Below are 15,487 nucleotides of genomic sequence, written 5' to 3'. Positions count from 1 at the left end.
GCTTTGTTAAATATAGGTAACACAAGCAACTATTCCGTGACTTTTATCATTTTGATAAATGATATCACCTTGTTTTTAAGCATGACCACAATCAAGAGGGCTTTTGACCATTATCACGCCTATTGCAACTGTTGTCCAGTAATTTTGATCATCAAATTTTAAATTATATGAAAACTTTAGTAAAAACAAATCCGTTTCCTTCATGGAGAAGCATGATGGAAGATTTTTGGAATGTAGACAGTTTCTTTAACAAACCGATGTTTAATGGGTCACTGCTTCCGGCAGTAAATGTCCGCGATCTTAAGGATGGCTATCAGCTTGAAGTCTCTGCACCAGGATTTAAAAAGGACGATTTTAATGTGTCGATCGAAAATGGTATGCTGACAATTAGTGCAGATAATGTGGAAGAAAGTAAGCAAGAGAAGGAAGACTATACCCGCAAGGAATTTTCTAGATCTTCGTTCCAGAGAAGCTTTACTTTGCCTGATAATATTGATGAAGGAAAAATTAAGGCCAAGTATGAAGATGGATTGTTGCATATCTCGCTTAAAAAGTCTGATAAAGCCTTAAAGGAAGCAAAAAAGGTTAAAATCGACTAACAGTTAGAAAAGAAAATTTCTTACAAATTATTGGTTAGTGCCGAAATGCCAAGTAACGTGCTTTTGGCATCAGAATTTACGCAGATTTTCTATGGCTTTTCTATTGGTTCAAATGGTCTTACCCAGCTTGCTCTGGGTATAGATCATGATTCTGCTCTTATTTACAATCTTTGCGACGAACAAAATGCTGCCAGCAGCCGCTGATCGTTAAAATGATCAAAAAAGCTAAAGCGTTAGGGAAGCATGTTGGGATTTGTGAACAAGCACCCAGCGGTTCTGATGATTTAGCCGCCCTACTTATTGATCAAGGAATAGACAGTATAGCTTTTAATCCTGATGCGCTATTGAAAGGTATCCGAGTGATAAATCGAGTGAAAGATAACAAGCAGATCGTAGCTGTAAACTAAGCGAAATAGGATGAAATTATTAGAAAACAAAGTAGCCCTGATTACTGGTGCTGGTTCAGGAATTGGTAAGGCAATAGCAAGGCTTTTTGCGCAGCATGACGCAAAGGGAGTAGGGATTGACACCAAATATGAGAATATTGAAATGGTTGCAGCACTGATTTCCAGATAGAAAGGAAGTGTAAAATGTTTTGCAGCAGATATTTCTAGTAAGGCAGCTGTTAAAGCACTATGCTCATCCAAACCCTTTTGGGCTGGATCGAATGGAGGCGGGTAGCGTAGACGAATCGAGATACATCAATGGGAGTGTTGTGGTTGTCGATGGTGGCTTGACCGCCTACTGATAAATTTTTGCGGTGTTAAAAATTCCGCTTAAGGTAAATAATATGCCTAAGAAAATTAATAGAAAGTGCAAGGGAATAAGGGGGAAGCCCAATAGGATGAGCTGGATAGCACTCCAAAGTAGTAGTAGCGCACCTTCACTGATCAATAACCATCTGTAAATTCTCTTTCTACCAAGGAACACGATGAAAACGATGATGGTAAATAAACCGATTGCATAAAAGGTAAGTACCCCAGGGAAGAGATATTCCACAACGGTAGTATCTAAAAAATCGTGACTAAGCCCTATGTTTGATCCACCTCCATTTTCAATTAAATTTATCGCACCATAATAACAACTAGCTGCGGCAATCACAAGGAGGCTAATCAAGATGGATTTCATTCGATCCTTTGCAGGTGTAGATCGTTTTTTCATTGCTCAACTTATTTAAGTTCGTGTTACATGTTTTTCGCTATCCAAAAATACCAGTTCAAATACCTTTTAAATTTGTTTTAGGTCAATCGAGTACCTGATAATGATCATGAATGCGAAACGACAGTTAAAAGCCCGTTACGTCTAGTTTTGACGCTAGTGTTGGCGCGAACGGTTAAAGAAAGGGGTGATATGAATCAATTAGCGCAATGACGCTTATCAGCCCAGTAAAGATTTTCGTGTATTAATTTTGTAGTGTAATTAAAAGACCATGCAAGCCAATCTTACACCCGACTTAACTGAAGTGATGGGCGCATTGCCCAATCGCCCTGCTGTTTCGATTATCTTACCGATCGAACCTACGTTTTCATTTAAAAGCACTTTGTTACATAAGTTTAAAACGATAGTAGATAGGGTAGGTCGCGAACTTTCAGCAAAATATCCAAAAGAAGTTGAAAGCTCCGTTATGGAAAAATTGCGGTCTATCATCGCAACGATAAATGTAGATATTCATAAAAAGGGAATTGCAATATTTGTGTCGCAAAATTTTGAAAAGTCGATCTTTTTGGATGTTCCCATTAAAGAGAGAATAATCATTAACGACACTTTTGAAGTTCGGGACTTGGTACAGAACGATAAACTGCAAGACAAATACCTGATTCTTCTGCTAAGTGGTAGAAATTTTAAGCTCTACCAAGGGAGCACACATCAGTTTTTAAAAGTCATTTCTTCCATTCCACAATCCATTTTTGCTTACCAGCGAGACTTGGGTGAGGAACCGTTTGGACATACCGCTCTCTCCGAAAGGAAGGAAGTTTTAATGGATAAATTTCTACATCAGGTTGATCGGGAGATCGGTCGCTTGATTGCTATCAATCATTTACCCGTTTTTGTGCTTGGAACAACAAAGGTTTTAGGCCATTTTAAAAAGCTTACCAAAAACAGTGATAGTATTGCTGCCTATATAAGCGGCAATTATGATAAAGCCAGCTTTGCACAATTGCAGGAATTGTTGCGGCCGTATTTGATGGAATTGAAAATTAATCGACAAGCGCAGCTGTTAACTTTACTTGATCAGGCTGCAGACCAGCGGAAACTGGCTGTAGGAATAAATGAGGTATGGCAGGCCGCGTTAGGCAAAAGAGGGCAAAAATTGGTGGTCGAAAGTGATTTTATGAGCCCCATTCTTTTGGATATGGATAAAGATGAAATGCTGATAGGAAGCTATCCTGGAAGCCAGCAGGCTATCTTCACCCCCGATGTCGTTGATGATATCATTGCCAAGGTTATTGCCTATGGTGGGGATGTCGATTTTACCGAACATAACTTCTTAGATAAATACCAACATATTGCCCTTATAACCCATTAAAACTAAAGAAATGGAAAAGATTTTGATTCCAACCGATTTTTCAAAATGTGCAGCTATTGCAATAGATTTTGCGATGCAGTCTGCTAAAATTGATGCGATTGAACTTTCGCTCGTTCATGTTATGGAACTCTACCCTGCGATATATGGGGATCCTTCTGGCTTCGCAGCCTCCTATCCTTTAATTTACCGGGAAGACATGGAAAAGCAGCTCAAGGACTTAAAAGATCAGCTTATGAGAAAGGGAAGTCTTCACATTAGTGCCACAATTTACGAAGGTCCTATTAGCAGCGGTATTGTTCAAGCACAGAAAGATCAGCATGCAGATCTTATTTTAATGGGCACCAATGGTGCCTCTGGGCTTCAGGAAAAGTTATTCGGAAGTGGGACCGGCGCAGTAATAGGCTCAGCTAATGTACCTGTACTGGCTATTCCCTGTAAATACAAGTGGAAAAGGCCACGAAAAATAGTACTGGCTACCAATGGTTTCGAAAAGCAGCCGGCAGTAATCGAATATATCTTGAATTTCATACGGTTTTATAAAGCAGAATTTCATATCGTGGTTTTTACAAACGATAAAAAAGATAAGGCACTTACGCTAGTAGAACATCAGTACCAATTGAATTCTTATCAGGAGAAGATTAAATCGCAGTATGGGATTGATGCTGTTACCAACCATATCCATGGACTAGATCTCGAAGCTTCGCTGGATGAATATATTAGAAAGGAACAAATTGACGTTTTGGCGATGGTTACACACAAGCGAAAGCTGTTTGAAGGAATTTTTAATCCAAGTACCACCAGGCGAGTAAGTTACCATACTACAGTCCCCTTGCTCGCCATTCCATCAACAATCAAAATGCACTGAAAAATTGTAAGCTTAGAAATTATTTATCGATAAAGATATGAAAGCAATAATAATAAGCGTGGCCTTTTTGCTACTGGTGGCAATGGGCTGCACAACTTCTAGGATTACTTATTCATGGAAAAGTGAAAATAGAGCAGAGAAGCATTATGATAAAATACTAGTTCTGGGCCTTACCCACAATGCTGACCATTCCCTGCAGCAGCAAATGGAAAACCATATGGTTGCAGATCTTACTGATGCTGGTTATCATGCTGTTTCTTCGCTCAGTGAATTTGGACCAAAAGTGTTTGATGGCATGGATGAACAAGCTGCCATCAGAAAACTAAAAAACAAGGGTATCGACGCCATTTTAACTATTACTTTGCTCAATAAGCATAAAGAGAAAAATTATGTGCCAGGCAGGGTTTATTATCCAACAAGTATTGGAACTAGTAGATTTTGGGACTATAGGAGAGGGCTTACCCGGATTTATGAGCCTGGTTACTTTGTGGTGAGTACACGTTATTTCTGGGAAAGTAATCTATATGAAATGGAAAACCAGGACCTGATTTGCTCGGTGCAGACCGAATCGTTTAACCCCAATAGCTCCCAAAGTCTTGCCCATGAGTACGGAGAGATTATAATCCAGTATCTGTTGAATAACAAAATCCTTCAGCAGGTGCACTGAAAAAAACGATACCGTTAAAAATTATAATTACATTCTAATGCATAAAATATTGTTGCTCACCGATTTTTCACCACGGAATAGATATGCTGAGATGACGGCGTTGAATCTTTGTACTCAGTTGCAATTCGATCTACTGGTCATGAACAACTATGATTCAATCCCTCTGATACCTTTTGCCAATGGCGGATCGGATAGCATGGTATCTTCTGGCATTTACGATGAAACTCAAGAAGAGATGATAACCAAGGTGAAGCAGATTAGAGAGGAACTATCAAAAATGCCCGATTCAGGCTATGTTCCTAAGGTTCGCTCGGTAGTTACTGAAGGAGATATTGGAATAAAAGTTTCGCATATAATTCCGAGGGAAGATATAGAACTGGTGGTGATGGGTACAAGTAGGGGAAACAGTTTTGAACATTTGCTTATAGGAAATGTGTTACGTGCTGTAATGAGTACTAGTTCTTGCCCAGTACTTGTCGTTCCTGAGGTTATGCCACAGGAAAAAATCGACAAGGTAATCTTTACCACCGACTTTCACATTGAGGATGTTAACGCTCTCAGCTATTTGGCAAGGCTTGGTAGAGTTTTAAGATTTTCAATCGAAGTTGTCCATGTTTATCGACCTTCGTCTAAGATCGAAGAAAATAGGCGGGAGTTTGAGTTTATTAAAAGGCTCGAAGATTTTCATGACATAGATATTTACTACACCCACCTCGTGGGCGAGAATTTGGTAAAACAAATTAATAGTCTTTGTAAACAAGGAAGTGAATATTGGCTAGCGATGGCTGATTATCAACGAAACATGCTTCTGCCGATTTTTCATCAAAGTACCATACTTAAAGCGACTAAAAAACCACTTCTTCCTACTTTAATTCTTCCCAAGTTATTGTTGCCCGCAAGGTATTTTCTTAAAAATCACCAACCAAAAAAAGGGGAATAGTATAGCTCAATTTCGGTAAAGCTCCATCCAGTGGGTACTGGTAGTTCATCGACATGCAAAACAATCATAACCGCACCTCGTATAGTTTATGCGCAAATCGGATAGCTGATTCTGAATTTGCAGAAAAATCGGTAGTGACGAGCATTCCATGAGCATTTAAATTAACTATTCACTATAAATACTGGTATATTCACGTTTTCAAGTACATTTTCAGCAAAACTTGGATTGAAGAAACGTGAAACCCAACTTCGTTGGTTTGCCCCCATAACAATTAGGCTGCCTAGATTGGCATGTTTTATATGGTTTAAAATAAGTTCTTTCGGTTCTCCCATAAGTTCAACAGTATTGGCTTGTGGATAATGACATTGTATAAATTCATCCATCAACTCCTTATCTGGATTTTCAGATTGTTTGTTAACCGCCGACACTGAAATCACTTCAATTGGTAAATTTTTCATCAAAGGAAAAAGATGATGGAACATTTTGATTGCGTTAACTGCCCTTGGCCGTCCGTCATAGAGTATGATAATATTTTCGATTTTATGATACTTTTTAGGCACTATCAATAGAGGACATTTCGATTCGGACAAGAGCTCATAAATAAATAACGAAGGCTTAGGTTGTTCTACAGTGCTAAAAGTGTCGTTGTTATTTACAATCATTAAATCGCTGTATACACTTTCACGAATGACCTCCAACATTGTAATGCCGAGGTCGCAATGGATCGAATACATTAGCTTTGCTTTTTTACAGGCCGCTTCAAAAAGTTTATGCGAATGTTCCCTGATCTTTTTGTCTTCCCGCATATGTTGTTTTATCTTTGCCTGTAATGCACCCTCTTTACCAATAATGCCCTCGAGGCGATAGCTATGATAAAGGAATGACTCCAGGAATACTCCCGAAAGCACTGCCTTAGCTGCTTTTGAGAGCGCGATGGAATAGGCCAATGTGCTTTCTGAAAACTTGAGGCCGTCGAATGCTGCGCTAATTTTTTTCATCGTTTTAATCTTAGTTGTTACCCTAAAATTATATAGGCTTTTCATAAGAGACCATGACGAACATCACTTTTTTTCTTGATATAAGCATCAACCTATCGGCATTAATTAGGCTTAATTTAGCTTAGTGAAATCATTGCTCTAAAACATTTAGTTATCGAAACCTATGAAATTCTTTAACGGGTATGTGAACTTTTTAACTGCCGTAGGAGATACGACAAAATTTGTTTCCAGATTTTTTGCGATGAGAATGGGTAAGGGTTCCACTTTAGCTGAGTTTTCCTTGCAATGTTTTCAAATTGGCTATAGGTCTCTACCACTGATAGGTTTAACGGGTTTTATTATGGGTCTGGTATTGACCATGCAGCTCAGACCATCACTTATTTTATATGGGGTAGAGTCGCAACTTCCATTGATGGTAGGGATTGCCATTGTGAGAGAGATCGGCCCCGTGATTACTGCATTGATCTTTGCTGGAAAAATTGGTAGCAGTATAGGAGCAGAATTAGGTTCAATGAAGGTTACCGAGCAAATCGATGCCATGGAGGTTAGTGGGATAAACCCTTTTAGCTATCTGGTGGTGAACAGAATTTTGGCAACAACTTTAATGTTACCGGTGCTTACGATACTTTCTGATACGATTTCGTTATTAGGTGCCTATATGGGTGTTAATATTAGTTCGGTTACCAGTTTTACGCTGTTCTTCGATCAGATTTTTCAAGGCCTATCTTATTCTGATGTGCTTCCAGCGGTAATTAAGACCTTTTTCTTTGGTTTTGCCGTGGGAGCTATAGGATGCTACAAAGGATATAATTCTAGTAAAGGTACCCAGGGAGTAGGGAATGCAGCGAATTCCGCAGTAGTGGTTTCGTCGGTAATGATTTTTATAGTCGACTTGTTAGTTGTACAGCTAACTGGACTTTTGGGGTTTAATTAAATGGGAAAGATGAATGGTATGCAAAAGGAAATAGTAGTTTCGGTAGCTCATCTCTATAAAAAGTTTGGGAATCTCCCTGTATTGGTCGATTTCAACATGGAGCTCTACCGTGAAGAGAATTTGGTGGTACTGGGAAGGTCGGGTTCTGGCAAATCTGTATTGATAAAATGTATTGTTGGGTTAATTGCGCCCGATCACGGAATCATTAAAGTACTTGGCCAAGATATTAACCAGTTGCGGGAAGATGAACTCGATCAAACAAGGGCAAGGATGGGCTTTCTATTCCAAAGCAATGCCCTATATGATTCGATGACCATTGGCGAAAATCTCCGATTTCCCTTAAAAAGACATGGAAGGGAAATGACTGAAAGGGAGTTTCAGCGTGTTGTTACAGAAGCATTGGCTGATGTTGGCTTGGAACATACTATTGATATGATGCCATCAGCTTTATCTGGTGGGATGGCAAAGCGAATAGCGCTTGCGAGAGCGATGATCCTTAAACCCGAGATTATGTGTTATGACGAACCTACTGCTGGTTTAGATCCAGTAACCGCATTGGAAATCGAATCGCTTATTTTAACCTTAAAACAAAAGTATAGAACATCTTCCATTCTCATTTCACACGATATGAATTGCGTTCGGCGTACTGCCGATAGGGTGGTTCTATTACTTGATGGAAAATGTTATGCCCAGGGAAGTTATAGTGAACTTAAAGACTCAGCAGATTATAAAGTTAAACAATTTTTTCAATAAACGATGGAAAATCCTATCCAAAATAACTTAAAGCTAGGCATATTCGTGTCTTTGGGATTGATTATTCTTATTTTTTCCTTATACATGATCGGGAAAAATAAAAGTCTCTTTGGCGCAAATTTCGAACTTCGCTCACGGTTTGCGAATGTCAATGGATTGCGTAAAGGTAATAATGTGTTATATTCGGGCATCCAAGCGGGGACAGTGAAAGATATAACTTTAATAAATGACACCATTATAGAGGTTACTTTTTCGATAGATGATAAATTACGCAACTTCATTAACAAAGAAGCAATCGTATCAATTAGCAACGAAGGTTTAATGGGTAATAAGATTGTGCAAATACAACCTCATGGATCAGGAAATAAGGCTGCCATGAGAGATCTGTTGCCCAGTATACAAGGACCAAATATGAATGAAATGTTGCAGGTACTCGCGCGTACCAATCAGAATGTTGAAGGAATATCAACGGCGCTTAAGGTAACTGTGCAGGACATTCATAAAAGTGCCTTACTTGCGTTGCTAAAAGATCAGAAAACAGCTCAAAATTTGATGATGAGTATCATCCATATCGAACGGGCGGCCGCGAATGTTGAGGACTTGAGTTCAAGTTTAAAAGCTGGAGTTAAAAATGAGCGGGGAACGGTTGGGATGTTGCTTTCAGATACTTTGCTCGCCAATACGTTAAGGCAAGCAGCTCTTGAAATTCGATCAATAGCTTCTCGGGCTGATGCTACGGTACTTCAGCTTGAGCGCACCGCAAAGATGCTCGATAGCGGTGCAAGAAGTGAAAATGGCTTGGTGTATTTAATGTTAAGGGATACCGTGCTCCTTAAAAAACTCCAAGCAACGATGGATAATGTACAGAATGGTACAGCTGGCTTTAATCAGAATATGGAAGCACTGAAAAGCAATATTTTGTTTAGAGGCTATTTTAAGAAGTTGGAAAAAGAGAAAGCTAAATCAAAACCCACAATAAAGTAAATATCGGGTTTAACTTTTCATTTTAATCAGGCGATCAAGATCTAGAACCTCGATATGACCAATTGTTTTTTCGATTAACCCCTCTTGCTTAAAGTCAGTAAGTACCCTGCTTACTGTTTCTGTGGCAATGCCCGCTAGTCCTGCCAATTCCTCCCGAGAAATGCTAATATTTTTTACCTGAATATGATTGCTGAGCCTCACTAATACTTGAGCCAATCGCTTCCTAACCGACTCATAAGCTAACTCAACCAATTGCTCCTCCTTTTCATGAATATTTTTGGAGAGGACCTTAATGAAATGCCGACACAGTTCGGGATTTTTATCCAATATGTCTACAACCATTGCTTTTGGTAAAAGGTAAGCTCTGGAATCTTCTATTGCTTCGGCGGATTCAGTAAACGGAGTATCCAAAAGCAATGCATCAAGTCCAATATAATCTTTCGGTTTATATAGCCCTGTAATTAGTTGCCTTCCATCTTTTGTAAGTTTGATCGTTTTAATGTAGCCATCTGTTAAAAGGTATAGGCCTTGAGGATAATCTCCCTCGTAATATAGGGTTTGCTTTTTCTTAATCGTGCGCAATTTACTCCTGCCTACCAGTTGATGGAGCTGTTCAAGTCCATGGCCGATTCTAAGCAAATTGGCATTTTCATATTGAGGTATCGAAGGAAGAATTGCATTTTGTTGAGTCGCCTTGTTGATCCTCGTTTGAATTGCTTTAATCAGCTGATCGGGATTATAAGGTTTAGTAAGATAATCATCAGCTCCCATTTCCATTGCCTTTCTCATATCGAGATAATCTGATTTAGCGCTTAGAAAGATGAATGGGATATGTGCTGTTTTGTGGTTGTTGGTAAGGATCGAGAAAACACCATAGCCATCCAGATGGGGCATCATAATGTCGCAAAGTATTAAATCGGGATTTGAATCTATTGCTATGCTCACCCCCTCCTGTCCGTCCTTTGCTTGGATTACATGGTATCCTGATAATTCTAAAATCTCCGAACAGCTTTCAAGAAGCTGCGGATTGTCTTCAATAATTAAGATAGATTTCATAAGAAACTGTTTAGGTATTATTAATGCTATGATAGTAGATCCTCACATTGCTGACAATTTAACCCGATTTAAGAGCTCGTTCACATCCCCGGCATGGCATAACTCCGTGCCGGCATTCATGGTTGCGGCTGTGCCGCAGGCAACTGCAAATTTCAAGGCATCTTTAAGGCTTTTTCCATGGGCGAGAGACCACACTAAACCCGCAACCGTGCTATCTCCCGCACCCACAGTACTTTTAACCATTACCTTTGGTGGGATTGCCTGCAGCGCCATCTCTGAGGTAACGAGCAACGCTCCTTTTTCTGCCATCGATACCACAATAATCTCGCATTCACTGTTTGAAATGATGTTTTTTGCGGCAATAATAACTGAATGCTTATTTCTTAGTACTTTTCCGCTTAAAGCTGAAAGTTCTCTGACGTTGGGCTTTATTAAATATGCACCTACATCAACCGCTTGTTTGAGTCCTTCGCCAGAGCTATCCACAATTAGCTTGGCATTTTTCGCTTTCGCAATCTTAACCAGGCCTGCAAACAACGTACGTTGCGTTCCTGAAGGAAACCTTCCGCTGACTACCAAAAATGCCATTTGTTTGATGTTGCTTACGGCCGTTAAACAGTTGTCAACTTCCTGGGGTGCCAATAGGGGTGCTGGCATGCCAAATCTATACTGCTTATGGGTTGAGGTTTCGAGTACGACCAGATTTTCACGTGTGTTTTCTATGGTTTGTATAACTAGCTGATGAACATTTTCTCTAGTTAAAAGGTTATGAAATGTTTTTCCAGGATAACCGCCGGCCGGATAAACAGCTAGTGCATTTCCACCAAGCCTATGGATAGCTCTTGCTACATTTATACCGCCTCCACCTGGCTCATATACGGGGCAACTGCAATTGAGCTTTTTGTCGGCGATCAATTTTTCAATAGTTGTACTTTTGTCTATAGCTGGGCTAAGTGTGAGGGTGATGATGACTGGCTTCATGATAATATGCTTGTGCGCAATTTTAGCATGCCTGTGTAAATGAAGATAACAGAAATGAATAAAAATACGCCATGTAAAGTGGAAAAAGGAATACGGTAAATAAGCTGGGCAATAATCCAAAGCGATAGCACAACACCTTCGATAATCAACAGCCAGCCGTATTTAACTGCACCGCCCATAACCATAGCAAACAAGGCAATACTATACATGCCGATCATACTGAAGAGTAAAATTCCCGGCAATAGATAGTCGTTAAAGGGAGTGTAACGTAGATATTGAAGGGGCAGGTTCAGTGATGTGCCATCGGGCTTATCGATCATATGCCATCCCCCATACACTGCACTAACCCCATTTGTCAAAAGCAGGATTAACAACAAAGTCTTCAGTAATTTGTTCATGGTTACATCGTTAATGTAGCGTAAATCTACACACGATGTTTTTGTGATGAATGATTTTTAACAGGTATTATCCTGATTATCATCACTTTTAGGAGTTTAAGCAATTTCGATTTGTTTCTCCAGATAAACGTCTTGTATGGCATTCAATAATGCAATTCCATCTTTTAAGGGGCGCTGGAAAGCTTTTCTGCCAGCAATTACACCCATGCCACCGGCTCGCTTATTGATAACGGCGGTGCGAATTACTGCCCTTAGGTCTGCTTCCCCATACGATGCCCCCCCAGAACTGATCATGCCTATTCTACCCATGAAGCAATTGAGCAGTTGATACCGGCAAAGATCGATTGGATGGTTGGAACAAAGATCGGTATACATTCTTAGATCATACTTACCAAATGGCAAGCCATTATTGTTCAGTATACGATACCCACCATTATTTTCGGGCAGTTTTTGCTTAATAATATCTGCCTGAATAGATGCGCCGAGATAGTTTGCCTGACCAGTGAGATCTGCTGCAGTATGATAATCTGTACCTGCTATTGAAAAATGGTCATTACGCAAGTAGCACCAAAGTACAGTTGCCATCCCCAAGTGGTGTGCAGCCTCGAATGCTTCGGCTACCTCACCCAGTTGGCGCCTTGAATCCGCCGAACCGAAATATACTGTTGCCCCTACAGCCAATGCTCCTAAGTCCCATGCTTGTTTTACGCTAGCATACATGTTTTGCCGGTAAGCGTTAGGGTAACTAAGCAACTCATTATGGTTGAGTTTTGCGATAAACGGAATTCGATGTGCATATTCCCTAGAAACACTGGCTAATAGGGCCGTAGAGCTAACCACGGCATTGCATCCAGCCTCTAAGGCTAGCTTAATGATCATTTCTGGGGCAAAATAGATAGGATTTACCGAAAATGAAGCTCCAGCACTATGTTCTATTCCCTGATCCACTGGTAAAATAGAGAGGTAGCCAGTTCCACACAGTCTTCCTGACGCGAAAAGTGAAGCTATGCTTCTTAAAGTCTGGTTGTTTCTAGCAGAATGAGTTACTGTATTGGCAATGAAATTTGGACCGGGTTGATGCAGCATTTCTTTTTTAATGGCTTTACAGGTATGGTCGAGTAGCGAAGGCCCTTCGTTTCCCAACAACTCGGCAATTTTATTATAGCTCATGGGGATGTTTTTTACCAAGAATCAAAGACAAGTAGTGGTTTTGTTTGTATGTGTAAATTTTTCTTTTTTAAGATTGGCAAGTGAACTGTATAGTAATATTAATCCCTGCTCAATTTCATTCGCTATATTTTTAAGAACTTTGTGCTTGGCACAATGTATGCTCATTTGGTTAGTTCCTAAATTTTGGATCAGTGGATTGATTTTTTTCTGGAGTTCCTTTTGTGAACGCTCTAATGCACCGAGCCGCTCGAAATCTCTTTTTGACAATACAAAAGAACCTCGTTCAAAAATAGCCCGTAGTTGGGCGAGCTGAATTTGGATTAGATTCACCTCTCGTTCCCATGTTTGGTAAACATGTATGACAGGAGGTGGTTTATCCATCCTTTTCAATTTCTGCCTGTTTAGTATTGCTTTCATGTCTGGCAAATTTTTAAACAAATTTTAAATTAATCAGGTTACGATGGAGTGATGCTCATCAACCTGTTGGATGATTTTCGACAAGCTCCCTAAGCAATGATCACTTCAAATTTTTATTTAAAAAAAATAATACCCTAAAAGCAGAAAGATCATCCCCATCAATTCTATTTTAAATTGATTTGGAAATAAGGGACGTTCGGGTTCCAACTTCTTTTCGACGTTGACCTGAAAGACAACCCCTCTAATGACTACAATGTCCCATTGCCGAAACTCCCTTCTTCCCAGCTGAGCAAAGGAAGTTTCAACAAAATAATTAACAACTGCAGCGCTGTCCTTCTTCTTTTTAGGTAAACGGAAATCGTTGGCAATATATTGATCAAACAATAATCCATCGCGGTCTACTTTTTTTAGCCTTCCTAGGTTCTTTATAGTCCCATAGCTCGACTGTTTGTTAAGGGTGTCGGGTATACTATGTTTTAAGATTTGATCATTCTTTTTTTCTGCGACACAAGAGCCCAGAAAGAGAACCAACGAAAACACGGTTGTAAATACTCGGATTGGTTTCATATTGATGTGATTAATGAAAGGATAATCAAAATTCCTTGTTTTGAAGTAAGTAGCGGTGACTCCCATCATATAATGCGATGAGTTTGGTCATAAAGGAAAACAACGGAGCTATTTTGAAAAGAATTTATTAGTCAATCAAAATCACTGAAAGATGTGACCATCGTCACTCTCTAATGGCTTCATTTATAAGAGCTTTGGTTAAGCAAAATAGCAGTTATGAAAAGCTTAGTGAATTTCTCGTTGCTAGTATTTATCCTAGCGATCCCAAATTGCCGAGACTCGGCGGTTGGAATTGAAATTGTGGCGCAGCTGGAGCAGTCTAACTCCACTTTAGGGCTTACTTATCCCCAATCCGTAAAACGCTTCTATGCGAAAAATGGAAACCAATCTGCTTGGATCCAAGCTCCCGTTAAACCTACCCAAACCTGGGAAGCGATGCTTGTGCTGGATTGTGTGAAGCAATACGGCCTTGTGCATGCAGACTATCATCCTGATGAACTTTTATATGAAAGGCTACGCGAAATCATGAACGACCCTAAAAAAGCCACCACACGGGAAAAGGCTCACCTTGATGTGGTCTTCACTGACGCACTGATTACCTTTATTAATGATCTTCATTTTGGTAAAGCTAACCCGTTATTTACACGTCAAAAAATAGATGAGGGCAATGTGGTAGATTTCAACGCCGAGACTATTCTTGCCCATGCTATTGGTAGAAAAGATTTTTTGGCACAAATACTAGATGTACAGCCCAAATCAACTGCTTATATTGATCTTCAGAAGTATATGGTGGCCATTCGGGGCCAACAGCTTGACGCCTGTTATAGTGCCCCAGAAGCGGAGGCTAGAAAAGTAGCAATGAACATAGAGCGACTAAAATGGATAGGTCCGGAGGCAAAAGTGTACGTTGAAATTAACATTCCATCCTATAGCCTAACATTCCATTTGCCAGATACTGCTTTAAATTTTAAGGTTCTTGTAGGAAAGCCTACGTTGCCAACACCAACATTAAATAGTGCCATAGGCTATTTTCGTACTGGCCCAGATTGGAAAGTCCCGCATGAACTCTTCGTAACCAGTGTTTTACCTAAAGCGCTGATCGATATTAATTTTTTAGCCGATCATCACTATACAGTTTACGATGAAGGGGGTAAATTTTTGCGCATCGATGCTAAACTTCTACAACAGTTGAAAAAAAAGCCCCAAGACTATCACCTCCGTCAGTCGTCAGGACGGGAACTTACCTTGGGCCGGATTGCTTTTTATTTCCCGGGCAATGAAGTGAACTATCTTTTTGAAGCCCAGCAAGCCGATCTGTTTGACTTTTCGGAGAGAGCTTTTACCAATGGTTTTATCGGTGTGCAGAATGCCGAGAAACTTGCAGAATTAATCTTGAAGAATGACGGGCAGACTTCTAGGGTTGCTGAAATGAAATGGACGGCTAATTCATATACCGCAAGAAATTTTGTGCTTCAAAAAAGCATTCCTCTTGCCATTACCTATCAGACCGCCGAGGTAAGGCAGGGCAAATTAATTCTTTATCCTGATATCTATGGAAAGGATAAAGAACTAGAAAATAAACTTTACCCCAAAGCAGAGATGTTAGCTGAACTAAGGAATCATTAAGAAAT

General features: G+C 39.9%; 19 protein-coding genes and 1 pseudogene. 12 read left to right on the top strand and 8 right to left on the bottom strand.

What is annotated here, in order from left to right; genetic code table 11:
• Positions 1-167 precede the first annotated feature (167 nt).
• The 4 genes and pseudogenes from WG904_RS12770 (at position 168) to WG904_RS12755 (ending at position 1,347) form a co-directional block, all read left to right on the top strand.
• Positions 168-599, top strand: coding sequence for an Hsp20/alpha crystallin family protein (locus WG904_RS12770; protein WP_339579710.1), 432 nt, complete (start codon positions 168-170; stop codon positions 597-599).
• Positions 600-644: 45 nt separating this feature from the next.
• Positions 645-1,006, top strand: a pseudogene (locus tag WG904_RS12765) (putative PEP-binding protein).
• Between the two features lie 10 nt (positions 1,007-1,016).
• Positions 1,017-1,175 (top strand): SDR family NAD(P)-dependent oxidoreductase, encoded by a 159-nt coding sequence (locus tag WG904_RS12760; protein WP_339579708.1) that lies wholly within the window; start codon positions 1,017-1,019, stop codon positions 1,173-1,175.
• 19 nt (positions 1,176-1,194) lie between these two features.
• Complete coding sequence (locus WG904_RS12755; RefSeq protein ID WP_339579707.1) at positions 1,195-1,347, top strand: hypothetical protein; 153 nt, start codon at positions 1,195-1,197, stop codon at positions 1,345-1,347.
• Here WG904_RS12755 and WG904_RS12750 read toward each other — a convergent pair.
• Entirely contained in the window at positions 1,341-1,760 is a 420-nt protein-coding gene (locus tag WG904_RS12750) for a hypothetical protein (RefSeq protein ID WP_339579706.1), read from the bottom strand. The two genes, WG904_RS12755 and WG904_RS12750, sit on opposite strands and share 7 nt — an antisense overlap.
• A gap of 268 nt (positions 1,761-2,028) precedes the next feature.
• Here WG904_RS12750 and WG904_RS12745 point away from each other — a divergent pair, with 268 nt between their 5' ends.
• From WG904_RS12745 to WG904_RS12730, 4 genes are read left to right on the top strand one after another with little or no spacing between them, the layout of a single operon-like run.
• Complete coding sequence (locus WG904_RS12745; RefSeq protein ID WP_339579705.1) at positions 2,029-3,126, top strand: baeRF3 domain-containing protein; 1,098 nt, start codon at positions 2,029-2,031, stop codon at positions 3,124-3,126.
• A gap of 10 nt (positions 3,127-3,136) precedes the next feature.
• A complete protein-coding gene (locus WG904_RS12740) occupies positions 3,137-3,991 on the top strand; it encodes a universal stress protein (protein WP_339579704.1) in 855 nt (284 codons plus the stop codon).
• Positions 3,992-4,028: 37 nt separating this feature from the next.
• Complete coding sequence (locus WG904_RS12735; RefSeq protein ID WP_339579703.1) at positions 4,029-4,658, top strand: hypothetical protein; 630 nt, start codon at positions 4,029-4,031, stop codon at positions 4,656-4,658.
• 37 nt (positions 4,659-4,695) lie between these two features.
• On the top strand, positions 4,696-5,598 hold the full coding sequence (locus tag WG904_RS12730) for a universal stress protein (protein ID WP_339579702.1): 903 nt from the start codon (positions 4,696-4,698) through the stop codon (positions 5,596-5,598).
• Positions 5,599-5,759: 161 nt separating this feature from the next.
• Here the strand turns inward: WG904_RS12730 and WG904_RS12725 are convergent, their stop codons facing one another.
• Positions 5,760-6,596, bottom strand: coding sequence for a universal stress protein (locus WG904_RS12725; protein WP_339579701.1), 837 nt, complete (start codon positions 6,594-6,596; stop codon positions 5,760-5,762).
• A 163-nt stretch (positions 6,597-6,759) separates the two neighbouring features.
• Between WG904_RS12725 and WG904_RS12720 the strand changes: the two genes are divergently transcribed.
• The 3 genes from WG904_RS12720 to WG904_RS12710 are packed head-to-tail and all read left to right on the top strand — an operon-like array spanning position 6,760 to position 9,267.
• Positions 6,760-7,530 (top strand): MlaE family ABC transporter permease, encoded by a 771-nt coding sequence (locus WG904_RS12720; protein ID WP_431844426.1) that lies wholly within the window; start codon positions 6,760-6,762, stop codon positions 7,528-7,530.
• A complete protein-coding gene (locus tag WG904_RS12715; RefSeq protein WP_339579700.1) occupies positions 7,531-8,283 on the top strand; it encodes an ABC transporter ATP-binding protein in 753 nt (250 codons plus the stop codon).
• A 3-nt stretch (positions 8,284-8,286) separates the two neighbouring features.
• The gene (locus WG904_RS12710) at positions 8,287-9,267 is read left to right on the top strand and encodes an MlaD family protein (protein ID WP_339579699.1); all 981 of its coding nucleotides are present in this window, start codon (positions 8,287-8,289) and stop codon (positions 9,265-9,267) included.
• Positions 9,268-9,276: 9 nt separating this feature from the next.
• Here the strand turns inward: WG904_RS12710 and WG904_RS12705 are convergent, their stop codons facing one another.
• The 6 genes from WG904_RS12705 to WG904_RS12680 all read right to left on the bottom strand — a co-directional run bounded on the left by WG904_RS12705 (position 9,277) and on the right by WG904_RS12680 (position 13,856).
• Positions 9,277-10,323 (bottom strand): response regulator, encoded by a 1,047-nt coding sequence (locus tag WG904_RS12705; protein WP_339579698.1) that lies wholly within the window; start codon positions 10,321-10,323, stop codon positions 9,277-9,279.
• Between the two features lie 42 nt (positions 10,324-10,365).
• Positions 10,366-11,304, bottom strand: coding sequence for a 1-phosphofructokinase family hexose kinase (locus tag WG904_RS12700; RefSeq protein WP_339579697.1), 939 nt, complete (start codon positions 11,302-11,304; stop codon positions 10,366-10,368).
• Entirely contained in the window at positions 11,301-11,702 is a 402-nt protein-coding gene (locus tag WG904_RS12695; RefSeq protein ID WP_339579696.1) for a hypothetical protein, read from the bottom strand. Before WG904_RS12695 ends, WG904_RS12700 begins: the two co-directional genes overlap by 4 nt.
• 96 nt (positions 11,703-11,798) lie before the next feature.
• Entirely contained in the window at positions 11,799-12,872 is a 1,074-nt protein-coding gene (locus WG904_RS12690) for a class I fructose-bisphosphate aldolase (RefSeq protein ID WP_339579695.1), read from the bottom strand.
• 21 nt (positions 12,873-12,893) lie between these two features.
• A complete protein-coding gene (locus tag WG904_RS12685; protein WP_339579694.1) occupies positions 12,894-13,289 on the bottom strand; it encodes a hypothetical protein in 396 nt (131 codons plus the stop codon).
• A gap of 117 nt (positions 13,290-13,406) precedes the next feature.
• Positions 13,407-13,856, bottom strand: a complete 450-nt coding sequence (locus WG904_RS12680; RefSeq protein ID WP_339579693.1) for a hypothetical protein — start codon at positions 13,854-13,856, stop codon at positions 13,407-13,409.
• A gap of 216 nt (positions 13,857-14,072) precedes the next feature.
• Here WG904_RS12680 and WG904_RS12675 point away from each other — a divergent pair, with 216 nt between their 5' ends.
• Positions 14,073-15,482, top strand: a complete 1,410-nt coding sequence (locus WG904_RS12675; RefSeq protein ID WP_339579692.1) for a L,D-transpeptidase scaffold domain-containing protein — start codon at positions 14,073-14,075, stop codon at positions 15,480-15,482.
• Positions 15,483-15,487: the final 5 nt, after the last annotated feature.

It is taken from the genome of Pedobacter anseongensis, assembly GCF_037482965.1.
In the GTDB taxonomy this organism is placed as follows: Bacteria; Bacteroidota; Bacteroidia; order Sphingobacteriales; family Sphingobacteriaceae; genus Pedobacter; species Pedobacter anseongensis.
This window is presented reverse-complemented; position numbering and strand designations above follow the sequence as displayed.

What these genes read in the sequence shown, in the direction of transcription:
- WG904_RS12770 (WP_339579710.1), top strand. Translation starts at nt 168, where the DNA reads ATGAAAACTTTAGTAAAAACAAATCCGTTTCCTTCATGGAGAAGCATG.
- WG904_RS12760 (WP_339579708.1), top strand. Translation starts at nt 1,017, where the DNA reads ATGAAATTATTAGAAAACAAAGTAGCCCTGATTACTGGTGCTGGTTCA.
- WG904_RS12750 (WP_339579706.1), bottom strand. Translation starts at nt 1,760, where the DNA reads ATGAAAAAACGATCTACACCTGCAAAGGATCGAATGAAATCCATCTTG.
- WG904_RS12745 (WP_339579705.1), top strand. Translation starts at nt 2,029, where the DNA reads ATGCAAGCCAATCTTACACCCGACTTAACTGAAGTGATGGGCGCATTG.
- WG904_RS12740 (WP_339579704.1), top strand. Translation starts at nt 3,137, where the DNA reads ATGGAAAAGATTTTGATTCCAACCGATTTTTCAAAATGTGCAGCTATT.
- WG904_RS12735 (WP_339579703.1), top strand. Translation starts at nt 4,029, where the DNA reads ATGAAAGCAATAATAATAAGCGTGGCCTTTTTGCTACTGGTGGCAATG.
- WG904_RS12730 (WP_339579702.1), top strand. Translation starts at nt 4,696, where the DNA reads ATGCATAAAATATTGTTGCTCACCGATTTTTCACCACGGAATAGATAT.
- WG904_RS12725 (WP_339579701.1), bottom strand. Translation starts at nt 6,596, where the DNA reads ATGAAAAAAATTAGCGCAGCATTCGACGGCCTCAAGTTTTCAGAAAGC.
- WG904_RS12720 (WP_431844426.1), top strand. Translation starts at nt 6,760, where the DNA reads ATGAAATTCTTTAACGGGTATGTGAACTTTTTAACTGCCGTAGGAGAT.
- WG904_RS12715 (WP_339579700.1), top strand. Translation starts at nt 7,531, where the DNA reads ATGGGAAAGATGAATGGTATGCAAAAGGAAATAGTAGTTTCGGTAGCT.
- WG904_RS12710 (WP_339579699.1), top strand. Translation starts at nt 8,287, where the DNA reads ATGGAAAATCCTATCCAAAATAACTTAAAGCTAGGCATATTCGTGTCT.
- WG904_RS12705 (WP_339579698.1), bottom strand. Translation starts at nt 10,323, where the DNA reads ATGAAATCTATCTTAATTATTGAAGACAATCCGCAGCTTCTTGAAAGC.
- WG904_RS12700 (WP_339579697.1), bottom strand. Translation starts at nt 11,304, where the DNA reads ATGAAGCCAGTCATCATCACCCTCACACTTAGCCCAGCTATAGACAAA.
- WG904_RS12695 (WP_339579696.1), bottom strand. Translation starts at nt 11,702, where the DNA reads ATGAACAAATTACTGAAGACTTTGTTGTTAATCCTGCTTTTGACAAAT.
- WG904_RS12690 (WP_339579695.1), bottom strand. Translation starts at nt 12,872, where the DNA reads ATGAGCTATAATAAAATTGCCGAGTTGTTGGGAAACGAAGGGCCTTCG.
- WG904_RS12685 (WP_339579694.1), bottom strand. Translation starts at nt 13,289, where the DNA reads ATGAAAGCAATACTAAACAGGCAGAAATTGAAAAGGATGGATAAACCA.
- WG904_RS12680 (WP_339579693.1), bottom strand. Translation starts at nt 13,856, where the DNA reads ATGAAACCAATCCGAGTATTTACAACCGTGTTTTCGTTGGTTCTCTTT.
- WG904_RS12675 (WP_339579692.1), top strand. Translation starts at nt 14,073, where the DNA reads ATGAAAAGCTTAGTGAATTTCTCGTTGCTAGTATTTATCCTAGCGATC.